This is a genomic window from Endozoicomonas sp. ALB091 (genome assembly GCF_049310265.1).
Taxonomy (GTDB): domain Bacteria; phylum Pseudomonadota; class Gammaproteobacteria; order Pseudomonadales; family Endozoicomonadaceae; genus Endozoicomonas.
Genome location: NZ_JBLYNQ010000003.1, coordinates 840,451 through 852,328, shown reverse-complemented (window position 1 = coordinate 852,328; position 11,878 = coordinate 840,451). Strand labels below are relative to the sequence as shown.

Annotated in this window: 11 protein-coding genes; 7 read left to right on the top strand and 4 right to left on the bottom strand. The window is 49.3% G+C overall.

Translation table 11 applies throughout. The features are described from left to right. Positions 1-14 precede the first annotated feature (14 nt). The 3 genes from ACO6UX_RS06645 to ACO6UX_RS06635 all read left to right on the top strand — a co-directional run bounded on the left by ACO6UX_RS06645 (position 15) and on the right by ACO6UX_RS06635 (position 4,277). The gene (locus ACO6UX_RS06645; protein WP_422445994.1) at positions 15-2,717 is read left to right on the top strand and encodes a molybdopterin-dependent oxidoreductase; all 2,703 of its coding nucleotides are present in this window, start codon (positions 15-17) and stop codon (positions 2,715-2,717) included. A gap of 145 nt (positions 2,718-2,862) precedes the next feature. Beyond that, positions 2,863-3,366 (top strand): hypothetical protein, encoded by a 504-nt coding sequence (locus tag ACO6UX_RS06640; protein WP_422445992.1) that lies wholly within the window; start codon positions 2,863-2,865, stop codon positions 3,364-3,366. Positions 3,367-3,560: 194 nt separating this feature from the next. Further along, positions 3,561-4,277, top strand: coding sequence for a hypothetical protein (locus ACO6UX_RS06635; protein WP_422445990.1), 717 nt, complete (start codon positions 3,561-3,563; stop codon positions 4,275-4,277). On the opposite strand, the gene ACO6UX_RS06630 is transcribed toward ACO6UX_RS06635, so the two are convergent. Both ACO6UX_RS06630 and ddpX (ACO6UX_RS06625) read right to left on the bottom strand, forming a co-directional pair. Further along, positions 4,274-5,170, bottom strand: coding sequence for a cation transporter (locus tag ACO6UX_RS06630; RefSeq protein WP_422445988.1), 897 nt, complete (start codon positions 5,168-5,170; stop codon positions 4,274-4,276). The genes ACO6UX_RS06635 and ACO6UX_RS06630 overlap by 4 nt on opposite strands. 228 nt (positions 5,171-5,398) lie before the next feature. Continuing rightward, positions 5,399-5,974 (bottom strand): D-alanyl-D-alanine dipeptidase, encoded by a 576-nt coding sequence (gene ddpX / locus ACO6UX_RS06625; protein ID WP_422445986.1) that lies wholly within the window; start codon positions 5,972-5,974, stop codon positions 5,399-5,401. A gap of 217 nt (positions 5,975-6,191) precedes the next feature. On the opposite strand from ddpX (ACO6UX_RS06625), the gene ACO6UX_RS06620 reads away from it, so the two are divergent. Next, positions 6,192-7,136 carry a hypothetical protein gene (locus ACO6UX_RS06620; protein WP_422445984.1) on the top strand — a complete coding sequence of 315 codons (945 nt, stop codon included), beginning with the start codon at positions 6,192-6,194 and terminating at the stop codon, positions 7,134-7,136. Positions 7,137-7,264: 128 nt separating this feature from the next. Then, complete coding sequence (locus ACO6UX_RS06615) at positions 7,265-8,572, top strand: protein kinase domain-containing protein (protein ID WP_422445982.1); 1,308 nt, start codon at positions 7,265-7,267, stop codon at positions 8,570-8,572. 47 nt (positions 8,573-8,619) lie between these two features. Here ACO6UX_RS06615 and ddpX (ACO6UX_RS06610) read toward each other — a convergent pair whose 3' ends face one another. Next, the gene (gene ddpX, locus ACO6UX_RS06610) at positions 8,620-9,186 is read right to left on the bottom strand and encodes a D-alanyl-D-alanine dipeptidase (RefSeq protein WP_422445980.1); all 567 of its coding nucleotides are present in this window, start codon (positions 9,184-9,186) and stop codon (positions 8,620-8,622) included. Positions 9,187-9,382: 196 nt separating this feature from the next. Continuing rightward, positions 9,383-10,675 (bottom strand): citrate synthase, encoded by a 1,293-nt coding sequence (gene gltA, locus ACO6UX_RS06605; RefSeq protein ID WP_269674837.1) that lies wholly within the window; start codon positions 10,673-10,675, stop codon positions 9,383-9,385. Positions 10,676-11,139: 464 nt separating this feature from the next. Between gltA and sdhC the strand changes: the two genes are divergently transcribed. Beyond that, complete coding sequence (sdhC, locus tag ACO6UX_RS06600) at positions 11,140-11,514, top strand: succinate dehydrogenase, cytochrome b556 subunit (protein ID WP_422445978.1); 375 nt, start codon at positions 11,140-11,142, stop codon at positions 11,512-11,514. Next, positions 11,508-11,876 carry a succinate dehydrogenase, hydrophobic membrane anchor protein gene (gene sdhD / locus ACO6UX_RS06595; protein ID WP_269674836.1) on the top strand — a complete coding sequence of 123 codons (369 nt, stop codon included), beginning with the start codon at positions 11,508-11,510 and terminating at the stop codon, positions 11,874-11,876. The genes sdhC and sdhD overlap by 7 nt, the downstream gene beginning before the upstream one ends. Positions 11,877-11,878: the final 2 nt, after the last annotated feature.

Sequence of the window (11,878 nt, the reverse complement as noted above, 5' to 3'; positions counted from 1 at the left end):
TTCAGGCAAACATCATGGCAGTAAATCAATTGGCAAAGGCTATCAATACAACATGTGCCTACTGTGGTGTGGGTTGCGGTATTTCCGCCAGGGTGGTTGATCCTGAGCTGCACCTGGTGGAGATTAGCGGGCGGGAAGATCATCCAGCCAATTATGGTCGGCTCTGTTCCAAAGGCAGCGCCCTGGGGGAAACGGTATCACTGGACGGGCGCCTTCTTTACCCAAAAGTTCATGGTCGTCAGGTAGTCTGGTCTGAAGCCCTGGATCAAGTGGCCTCACGGCTACAGGAAACCATTGAACAGTATGGGCCGGACTCTGTGGCCATTTATGGGTCGGGTCAGCTGCTGACAGAAGACTACTATGTCGCCAATAAACTGATGAAAGGGTTTATCGGCAGTGCCAATATGGATACCAACTCACGGCTCTGCATGGCTTCCACCGTGGCTGGCCAGAAGCGTGCATTTGGTTCGGATACCGTACCGAATACTTATCAGGATCTGGAGCTGGCTAATCTGCTGGTGCTGGTGGGCTCCAATACGGCCTGGTGTCACCCGGTGTTATTTCAGCGTATCCGGGCGATGAAAGAACAGCGGCCGGATATGAAAGTGGTGGTGATTGACCCGAGACGCACAGAAACCTGTGATCTTGCTGATCTGCATCTGGTGATAAAACCGGGGGCGGATGTATTGCTGTTTAATGGTCTGCTTGTCTGGCTTGCCGATCAGGGTGCTTTGGATCAGGACTATATTGAACAACACTGTCAGGGCTTCGATCAGGCACTGGAAGCGGCCAGGGCCAGTGTTGGTGATATACAACAGCTGGCGTATGCCTGTGGTGTAGAGCAAAACGAACTTATCCAGTTTTATCACTGGTTTTGTACCACCGATAAAACCGTGACGGCCTGGTCGCAAGGGGTGAACCAGTCAGCAGCCGGGACGGATAAAGTGAATGCCATGATCAACTGTCATCTGGCTACCGGTCGTATCGGTCGTCCCGGCAGTGGTCCATTGTCACTCACCGGGCAGCCCAATGCCATGGGTGGCAGGGAAGTGGGTGGGCTGGCCAATCAGTTGGCTGCACACATGGAGTTTACGCCTGATGATATCGCCAGGGTCGGGCGTTTCTGGCAGGCAGCCAATATGGCGCAGTCTCCGGGAAAGACGGCGGTTGACCTGTTCAAGTCAATGGATCGGGGCGAAATACGTTTTGTCTGGATTATGGGGACTAACCCGGTTGTCAGTTTGCCGGACAGTCACCGGGTGATAAAGGCTCTGAAAAAGTGTACGACAGTGGTCGTTTCAGACTGCATCGAACACACGGATACGGCTGAATTTGCCGATATTTTATTGCCAGCAGCACCCTGGAGTGAAAAGGATGGCACGGTAACCAACTCTGAGCGGCGAATTTCCAGACAGCGTGCGTTATTTCCCACGGCCGGAGAAGCCAGGCCGGACTGGTGGATGATCAGTGAAGTGGCAGGCCGTCTGGGGTTTGCCGAGGCGTTTAACTATTCCGGCAGTGCTGATATTTTCCGTGAGCATGCGGCACTGTCAGGTTATGAAAATAACCGGGAAGGAAAAGTCCGGGATTTTACGATTGCTCCCCTGGCCGATATCACTGACTCAGAATATGACGGTTTGGAACCGTTTCAATGGCCATTATCAGCGGTTCAGGGTGATGGTTCCGGGGCGCTGTCTGACACGCAGCCGGTAATATCAACAACAGCAAGCAAGGCACGATTTTTTAAGGATGGCGGCTTCTTCACCGGGAATGGCCGGGCCAATTTTATTGCCACTGATGTTCTGCGCCCCCTGAATGCTCCCGGAAAGTCTTATCCACTGTTGCTGAATACCGGGCGGGTGCGTGATCACTGGCATACAATGACCCGAACCGGGCTTTCAGCCCGGTTGAATCAACATACCGATGAGCCGTTTCTGGCCATACATCCGACAGATGCTGAAAGTTACCAGTTGCGTGATCAGGCGTTATGCCAGATTTCATCGGAATTTGGCAAAGCGGCGGTGCGAGTGCAGGTTTCTGAAGCTCAACGGCCTGGTGAAGTGTTTATGCCCATGCACTGGACACGCCAGCACAGTGAGACGGGATTTTCCGGGGTGCTGGTGAATCCGGTGCTTGATCCGGTGTCCAAACAACCGGACCTGAAGTATACGCCGGTGGCTGTTGAACCTTACCACACTGAGCGGTATGGCGTGCTTATCACTCGGGAGAGAGTAGCTTTTGGCGACATTGGTTATATGACTGAGGTCCGTATTGAAAATGGCTATCGCTATGAAATGGCGGGTAGCAACCTGGACCAGTTATCACTGTTCTCAAGGCTCAAGAGCTATCAAAAGGTTGAGTTTACCGACAATACCGTTGGTGAGCGTCGGGTGGCCTGGTTTAGTGATGCTCAGCTTCAGGCTATTTGGGTATCAGGTCAGGCGATATCTTCCTGTGATCGGCAGTGGTTACAGTCCTGGTTTTGTCAGACGGCCTCAATTGAGGAAGCCTGGTGGGTTCTGTCCGGCAAGCCTCCCCGGGGAGAAGATGCCGGCAGGCAGGTTTGTGCCTGCTTTGGAGTTGGTGAGAAGACGATCTGCCGGGCCATTGCTGAACATGGGTTGACCGATCCTGTGCAAGTGGGCAGTCATTTGCAGGCGGGAACCAACTGTGGGTCCTGTATTCCTGAAATCAGAGGATTAATCAAGAGAGGTTGACATTAGCCTTTGAATTCCGGACATAGGTACAACAACAAAACAAGTAACAGGGCAAGGAACTAAAAGAACTTTGGTTAGTCTCATAGCAATAGGGATAATCCGCAATAGGATTGCGCTATTGAGAGGACTCAAGAGGTTTATAATTATGAGTAACCCTTTAAATAACTCAGCATCACTATACATTGGGAGTGCATCGCCACGTCCACCGGGACCGGGCCGACCTGATGGCGCGGCAAGAGGAGCAGACCCCGGATTCCCCGATAGAGCCCAAGATGGTATTCCCCGAAATTTTCGCGGCAGAGGTATTACCATCGCCGAGCAACACCCATCATCGGTACATCAAGGGGAATTGAAAATCATTAATGAGGGACGTAGTTACATTGGTACTCATTTACCAACCGGCCCTATGGCGTTTATTCCACCAGATCGCGTAATCCGTGAAATTAACAACCCTGCTTGGCTGACCAATTCTCCCAGTGCCGTTTATACACCAGAATCTGGAGGAATAATTGGACCTTCCCGTAACCCTGACGCCCCCGGCTTCAGTTCTGAGATTCAGGTGCCGGATCACTGGGTGAATCCGGGGAATACGCAACCGTTTGCGCCTCCTTCCGATGGCCCCAAATTACCAAAACCCAGAACTCTCTAGACAAGTTACAAGCCCGACCATGCTCAATTCTAAGAGCTGTCGGTGTTTCCCGGCAATAATTAACACCTATTGCATTTTCTAAGTATCTGTTGGTTTATGACTTGTCAGACAGTGATAGAATAAATGGTACGGGCTAAAAACAAATAAAAACACGGATATTCCTGTGCCTGAATGGGCATGGAAAAATTATAAAAATGAAAATTTACTCGGAAACAATCCAGGATATAAAAGTACTTGTCGAACAGAATGAAATCAGAGACAAGCAGGATATCGCACAATATCTGGACCGCTGTTCAGAGCTTGATCCTGTGGCAGAGGGTGTTTATGCCACGGTTTATAACCTGCCCGATGAACCGGATAAGGTGGTCAAGGTGTGTCCTGACAAAAAAGATGGCTATTACCTTTTTGCCCGATGGTGTATGACACCGGAAAACCAGAGCAACCCACACCTGCCTGTTATTCATCGTGAAGATGTCATTACCTTACCCTGCGGGATGGTGGTTCGGGTTTACGTGGTGGAGCGTCTGTCAGACTTTATGGATGATGGGTCGCGGGCAACAGAACCCCGGCACTTTCATGACTATGACTTTGGCCTTTTATGGGGTTCCTGTAAGGCGGTCATGCAGTCTTTTGGTGTGGATAACAGTGAGTTTCCTAAGGAAATCAAAACACTGGAAGTGTTTGTTGAGAAGATAAAAATATCCAGTTCTGATTTGGTGCAACGAGCAGGCAACAATATCTCCGATGTGGTTGATGACGGTATCATTGAATCCCATGAAGACTTTCTGCAAACACTCTTTGATGTATTGACCCAACTGTCAACGGTGGGCTCAATGGACCTTCATGGCGGTAACTTTATGCTTCGTGGTGATACTGTTGTGATTACTGACCCAATTGCCCACAGGTATTAAGTGCTGTTCTGAAAACTGAAGCTGAACTGAAGACGATAATATTGACATATTGAGCTGATAGCGTGTTCTGCTTTAGCCCTGATACTCTCAAACTCCTCTTTATTTGGCAAAGTATCGTTATGGATGGTTATCTCTACATTGACCCATAACCATCTGCCGAGCCAGATCATGCTGATATTGATTTGCTGGCCGTCCCATTGTTCTGCGATGACTTTTTTTGTCGATTCTAACAGCTCTGGTGTTACCACATCTTTTAACAGCAATTGTTTAAAGTTTTTGTGCAGTGTCTTGAGGGGGAGCCCGACCAGAAACAGCAGTAGCCCTATGGTGAGTATGGAGTCAATAAAAGGGGTAATCGGGTGACTATTTCCTAACCGGTAAGCTATGGCAAACGCTGCCGTGGCCGCTGCACTGACGGCAGAGTCAACCAGCCACTCCTGGCATTCAAAATAGATCAGCGGGGAGGGTTTAGAGCGATTAAGCAGAAAAAAAAGTGTGGCTGTAGCTCCCCCGATGATCGTTGAAAAAATCTCGTAAGCCAAGGCAAGGTCAAACTCCGGTATATACCCACCGGTGATGAGTTTGCAGATAGAAAAAGACAGTAAGGCAAGGCAAAGTCCCAGTAAAATAATGCCTTCAAAAAAAAGCATTAATGGCTCAAGGGTTGGGTAACCATAAGGGCTTTCAGGGGATGGCGGCAGCTTGACGATCTGGGATATCCTGACGTTTGCCATCATCGTCAAGGTGCAAAGCAGGGAATAACAACCGTCCAGCAGTACAGCGTTTGAGCGGCTGTAGAAGGCTACGAGAATACCTGTCACTCCAAAAAAAAGCTCCAGCACAACAGAATAGCGCAGGATGTTGAGCTCATTTAGCTGTAGCCAGTGATACATATTGTGCTCATCATAGGTCTTTCAGGAGCGTTAGAACCTGCTCTTTACCATCGTTGTCGATGACTAAGCTATGAGACATTGCACTGTCTCGAATGAAGGCATTCATTCCCGGATTTTTAATTGGGTAATTACCAGGGTTCGCTTAAAGGTCATCATGGCAAATCAGGTATGATTTATAGCAAATCACAGAGCCACGTGTGCTTTATTCTGTGCTGAAAAAGCAGGGAGTCATATTATCCCTTCAGGTGTCTCAGCTTCAGGGATTAAGGGATAACTCTCCACGTTGGGTAGCTGGTAGTGCCACCACACGGTTGCCAAGGGCTTAAAACCGGCAATATTCATCACGCCTGCCAGCATAAGTCGGTTGCGCTGTGCTTCTTCTGAAACCAGAGCGTTGCCATGATGGGCCAGCGGACGAAAGTCATCAAATTGGCTGCCCATGTCAAGCTCTCTGCCAAAACGGTCGGTGATGGTGAGATCTACCGCAACGCCTCTGCAATGTGGGCAGGGATCGGATTCCGGGTTGCCAACATAGTCAGGGTTCGGCATGTGGTGAAACAGGATGTGCTGTGCCGACAATGGACGAAAGGCATCCCAGATTTTGAGCCGGAGATTCAGTGGTCTGAGCAGCTCGGTCGCTTTCAGCAGGCAAGTCAGTGCGTCAATATGCAGAAAGCATTGGCTGCTTTGGTAAATGGGCTTGCCGGTAAAGTTGTTGCTACTGGCATAGGTAATATCAAGTGTAACGGGGTGGTGCTTTTCGCTAAGTAGAACCAGATTGCCATTACTATTTATTGTCGTCACTGGAGTCTCCATACCAGGGCAAATAGCAAGCATAGTCACTATTTCACAGGTTTCCTGTATTTTTAGCGGGATATGGGGATCTGTTCATGCTGAGTCTGTTGAAGGGCGAGAACTTCTGCCCCACATCATTTTGCCACTACCTGAAAACCAAACATCTGAACTATCAGTAAACAAATCGGTCTTGTATGCAAAACCCTTTATTCAGGTCAGCATGTTTATGGAAAGTCTTCATCAGTCAATTCCCAGGTGTACGCCACTGACTCGTTGCGAGCAGAACTTTGATTTGCAATTGGGGCCACAGTGCAAGGTTTATGCCCTGGCCGTTGTGCATCATGTTTTATGTGCCTGCGGCCAGCTACTGCCCTACAAAAATGGTGATGCGAGTGCATTAAGCGCGCGTAAAATTGCCAAGTCCTGCGGTTCAGCCGTTGGTGAGATTACCTCGCCCGAGCTGTTCCAGAAAGTGGCCTGCGGGATGGGAATGGCCACCAGTTTACATGAATATAAAGACCCGGTTGAGATGGTGTCGCTGCTCGACCATGCCTTTCGAGCGGGACGTCATGTCATCGTTTTTGTCCAGATGGACCAGGATACCATCAGTCACCCGGCCTCATCCGACTGCCACAGTCAGTGGCTTGAGCACGCCATTGTGGTTGTCGGTTGGGGTTCAGACACTCTGACAACGCTTAAAGCCGAGGTTGATGTCAGTAAAGTGGAGTACAAAACCCTCAGCGTGACCTGTTTTAACCGATCCGGTGGTATAGAAGACATCAGCCTGTCCGAGATCTACAACAGCTCCTGTCAGGTGGCGGAACAGAGAAAGTGTGAGCGTTTCTACAAACATTTGACTCTCAAGCACCATTTACCAGATCGTACTATCAAGGACTCCTGGCTTGGCATCTGCAATTCATTTCGCAAAGGTAGGGGTTCTTGCTACTGGCACGATTTTGATTCCAGTTACCATCTTTACCTCAAGCTTCATCGCGAAAAGTATCCGGATTTGTACATATCCTACGACTCGGATGCCTTATTCGACAGGGCTGCATCGGGGCTTATTCCTGAAATTGTTACCCGCGAATCATTTTCGGACAACGGCAGTTTCCGAAAGAAACTGGTCGTTGTCTCCTTGAAGACGACAGATGATACCCATCGTGCGTTCTGACTCCCGTGATGGGCATCTGATAACTTTGATGCTTGGTCGGGCTTGTGGCGCGTGTTATTAAACTTGTATCGATTATCAGCTGCGCTGGTCGAAAAAACTGAAGATATACAAGACCAGCAGGTGGCTTTATGGACGGAGTATCCGGGAATGGGAGCGATCGGCCTGTGGATGGTCAGGATCAGAAACTACCAGGACAGTCAGTTGTGAGCGTGGTGGATAATGCTGAAAAGGCGTTACCTGAGTCTGAGCTCCATCATCATGAAACGGGTTTACGGGCACGAAGCGTATCCGGAACGGATCTCTCTGTGGGCTGGTCTAGCGCAGATGAAGACGCCTCCAGCGGGGACGAGGACAGTGCTGACAGTGTCAACGGTGATGAAGGTTTTGCTGATGTTGAGATTCCCGGCCTCAACAGTAGTCTGGATTCTTTTTCCCGGGCAGATGAAGACGACGATAACGATATCATCTTCAGAGATGACAACTCATCCGGGATTGGAAGTGCGCCAACGACTCCCGGCGAGAAACCAGAAGACCCCTGGTCGGTGCCTGCCAGCGCTGAAGAAAAGTTACCCAGGCCGGTCTCCCTGGGGGAAAATCCAGATAAGTCCAACGCTACTGCCAGTGAAATCAGCTGTAATAGTAATGCTGAATCTTCAGCCTGCGAGACGCTTGTGGTCAGATACTCACCCCGTGCCCCGGCAAAGAAGCCATGGATAATCCGAAGCCGCAGTATTGATGCCAGTGATGAAGAGGCTAAGGCGGTTTATGAGGCCGATCATCATGAGGCTCTGTTGCTCAGGTCGCTGAGCAGTGATTTTATTATCGGTTTTATTGGCTTTAACGGAATCATTGATACGAAGGACTACACCACGGAGCTGGTGCTCCAGGATGGCGGACTCAATATGGCCCGGGCGATCACTCAGGTGCTGCCGGATGAACGCGTCCCGACCATCGTTTCCTGGCTGTATGATCTGGCTCGTGGTCTGACGGTGCTGAAGCAGAACCGCATTTTGCACCGGGATATCAAACCGGACAATCTGCTGGTTGATATGATTGCGAACCGTCTGCGGATCGCCGATTTTGGTAATGCCCACCGGGTGGTTGAGGACCGCTTTCCCTGCGATGCCTCCGGTTCTGCCCGATATTCTGCGCCAGAAGTGAGAGAGTGCAAGCGACAGAATTACAGTGCTGATATTTACTCCGCTGGCATCTCATTTGTTGAGATTATGATGGATGCAGACTTGTTAACCATGCATACCTGGCAGGAATTTTGCCGAGAGAAGTTACCGGTAACACTTGCTGAACCTCATTGTCAGCATCGGTCAGCTCCCGAGCTGACGGCATTGGTCAACGGGATGATTGAAAAAAAAGCCAATCGGCGACCCTGGGCGGAAACGATTGTGCACACACTGCAGGGGCATGGTTTGCAACCATAAGTCGTTAACCAAATGAAATCGTATTTTCTGGCTAAGTGAGGAAGCGGTTACGTCAGTGTCGATGGTTTCTGCTCCGGTTTAATAATGGGGTAGCTTGCAGCCTCCGGCAGTTGATAGTGCCACCATTCAGTATCTAAAGGGTCAAAGCCAGCAAGATTCATGACGCCTGCCAGAAGCAGACGGTTGCGCTGCGCCTCAGCAGAAATCTGTTTATTGCCATGGTGTGCCAGGGGGCGAAAGTCATCAAATAGGGTTCCCATCTCAAGCTCATGACCAAAATGGTCAATAATAGTGAGGTCAATTGCTATCCCACGGCAGTGGCTGCACAGGCCGCTCTCCGGGTCGGAAACGTAATCAGGATCAGGAAAAAGCAGGAATAATTCTGCCTGAGCCGTTATTGGCCTGAAAGCATCCCATACTTTCAATTTCAAATTCAGTGGACGTAACAGCTCTGAAGCTCGTTTGATTCCCTGCGCGGCCAGTGGGTGAAGATAGCAGTCGTGGCTTTTATAAATCGGATGTCCGGTAAAATTCTTGCTGGTCGCATACGCCATTTCGATATCAATGCCAAACTGTTCTGCGGTAATGAGTTTCAGTTCTGTGGGCGCTTTCATGAAGACGATCTCACGTTTAATAACAGGAGAATTGGCTGTGACCAGATAGAAAGAATATGTTGAACTCAGTGTTTCAAGTGCTGGCTTTAAACCGCAGGAGTTATTATTTATCTGAGTTTAGACGATGGGCAGAAAGGGAGTACTAAGCCCGGTATCGCTTTTGCGAGAGATACCGGGATAGAAAAGCAGCTGAGGATTAACTGCGATCAGTTACAGCTATGTAGTCACGTTTTGTCTCACCGGTGTATAGCTGACGAGGACGCCCAATACGGTAATCACCGCTGATCATCTCATGCCAGTGGGCAATCCAGCCCGGAGTTCGACCGGTAGCAAAGATTACCGTGAACATTTCGGTTGGAATACCCAGTGCCTTGAGAATAATCCCGGAGTAGAAGTCCACATTGGGGTAGAGCTTCTTCTTGATAAAGTACTCATCCTCCAGGGCGATTTTCTCCAGACGCTTGGCAATCCGGAACAGAGGGTCATCTTCAAGGCCCAGTTCCGTCAGCACTTCATCGCAGGTTTGCTTCATGACTTTGGCGCGAGGGTCAAAGTTCTTGTAAACACGGTGGCCAAAGCCCATCAGGCGGAATGGGTCGTCTTTGTCTTTTGCTTTGGCAATGTACTCATCGATATTGGCTTCATCCCCAATCTCGTTCAGCATCACCAGCACCGCTTCATTGGCACCGCCATGAGCAGGGCCCCAGAGGGCAGCGATACCGGCGGCGATACAGGCAAATGGGTTGGCTCCGGAAGAGCCTGCAAGACGAACGGTGGAGGTGGAGGCATTCTGCTCATGGTCCGCATGGAGCAGGAAAATGCGATCCATTGCCTTGGCCAGAACAGGCTTGACTTCATACTCTTCACAGGGTGTGGCAAACATCATGTGGAGGAAGTTGCCACCGTAGCTCAGGTCATTGCGTGGGTAAACAAACGGCTGGCCAATGGAGTATTTGTAGGCCATGGCAGCAAGCGTAGGCATTTTGGAAATCAGGCGATAGGCACAGATTTCGCGATGCACTTCATTGGTGATGTCCAGTGAGTCGTGATAGAACGCCGACAGGGCTCCGACAACACCACACATAACCGCCATTGGGTGAGCATCACGACGGAATCCGGAAAACAGATCGCTCATCTGTTCATGGAGCATGGTGTGACGCATGATGGTGTTTTCGAACTTTTCTTTTTCCTGGCGATTGGGGAGGTCTCCATAAAGCAGCAGGTAACAGGTTTCCAGATAATCAGACTGCTCGGCCAGCTGTTCTATTGGATAGCCACGATGCAGGAGGATACCTTTGTCGCCATCGATGTAAGTAATTTTCGACTCACAGGATGCAGTGGAAACGAAGCCCGGATCGTAGGTGAACAGACCGTTGGAAGTCAGCCCCCTGACATCAACAACATCAGGCCCGAGAGAGCCTGAATAAATGGGTAACTCCAGTGTCTGGTCCGTGCCGTCAATGGAGAGTAGAGCTTTCTTGTCAGCCATTTATGGCCTCCTGTCATGCCGTTTGGTCTCGTTATAGTTACTTTAGATGGATACTTTTTACAAAATGAAGCCGGAAAAAATCACAAATAAAGCCGGGAGACTGTTTAAAAAATATTCAAATTAGTTGTAAGTAGCTCCCTTTTACGGTTTGACCACTATAGAGACATAAATTTTTTTGTCAAACGAACTGATTATGAATGTAATCCGTAACAAATCTATGAAAAACGGCTTGGTCTTTTAGGGGTAATTGCCTAACAAGGTGAGCAATTGTAATTACCTGTTAGAGTGTATATACTCCGATCCCGAAGCCGTTAGGGTTGGTTCTTCGGTCCACCGGCTTTAAATTGAGGGGAAATCGTATATTTCGCATTTAGCGTTTCTCCACTTGCTTGTCGTAGGGTCCAGAGAACCTGGATGTTCTTGCTGATTCTGCTGTGTACGCTACCGAGCGTTGGGGCAAAAGAGTGAATAGCAAAAGACCTGTCAATCTCGATATAACAACAATCAAATTACCCCTGCCTGCATACACTTCGATATTGCACCGCATATCGGGTGTTATCCTGTTTATTGGTTTGGGTTTTATTCTTTATGGACTGGAATTGTCGCTTGCTTCCGAGGAGTCATTTAACGCCCTCAAGGCCTTGCTGTCAGCTCCCCTGGCAAAATTCATAATCTGGGGCATTCTGTCTGCCCTGATTTATCATTTGATTGCCGGAGTGAAACATCTGTTGATGGATATGGATGTGGGTGATGGCAAGGAGTCTGGAAGTCTCGGATCTATTGTGACTCTGGTTCTTTCAACAGTGCTGATTATCCTTGCGGGGGTTTGGGTATGGTAACCAATATTACCAATTTGTCCCGCAGTGGGCTTTATGACTGGATGCTGCAAAGGCTGACGGCAGTGGTTCTTGGTGTCTATTCAGTGTTTCTACTGGGCTACCTGGTTATCAATCCGGATCTGCAGTATGACCAGTGGGGTGAGCTCTTTGATGAAACCTGGATGCGGATTTTTACCCTGCTGGCGTTGATCTCTATCCTGGCTCATGCCTGGATCGGTATGTGGACGATCACCACTGACTATTTTAATGATCGCGCTTTTGGCAGTAAGTCTGTCCTTATCCGTTTTCCTTTGCAGGTTGTGTGCTTTATTGCTCTGTTCAGTTATGTGATCTGGGGCGTGCAAATTCTTTGGGGGCTTTAACC

What these genes read in the sequence shown, in the direction of transcription:
- ACO6UX_RS06645 (WP_422445994.1), top strand. Translation starts at nt 15, where the DNA reads ATGGCAGTAAATCAATTGGCAAAGGCTATCAATACAACATGTGCCTAC.
- ACO6UX_RS06620 (WP_422445984.1), top strand. Translation starts at nt 6,192, where the DNA reads ATGGAAAGTCTTCATCAGTCAATTCCCAGGTGTACGCCACTGACTCGT.
- gltA (WP_269674837.1), bottom strand. Translation starts at nt 10,675, where the DNA reads ATGGCTGACAAGAAAGCTCTACTCTCCATTGACGGCACGGACCAGACA.
- ACO6UX_RS06630 (WP_422445988.1), bottom strand. Translation starts at nt 5,170, where the DNA reads ATGTATCACTGGCTACAGCTAAATGAGCTCAACATCCTGCGCTATTCT.
- ACO6UX_RS06615 (WP_422445982.1), top strand. Translation starts at nt 7,265, where the DNA reads ATGGACGGAGTATCCGGGAATGGGAGCGATCGGCCTGTGGATGGTCAG.
- sdhD (WP_269674836.1), top strand. Translation starts at nt 11,508, where the DNA reads ATGGTAACCAATATTACCAATTTGTCCCGCAGTGGGCTTTATGACTGG.
- ACO6UX_RS06635 (WP_422445990.1), top strand. Translation starts at nt 3,561, where the DNA reads ATGAAAATTTACTCGGAAACAATCCAGGATATAAAAGTACTTGTCGAA.
- ddpX (WP_422445980.1), bottom strand. Translation starts at nt 9,186, where the DNA reads ATGAAAGCGCCCACAGAACTGAAACTCATTACCGCAGAACAGTTTGGC.
- ACO6UX_RS06640 (WP_422445992.1), top strand. Translation starts at nt 2,863, where the DNA reads ATGAGTAACCCTTTAAATAACTCAGCATCACTATACATTGGGAGTGCA.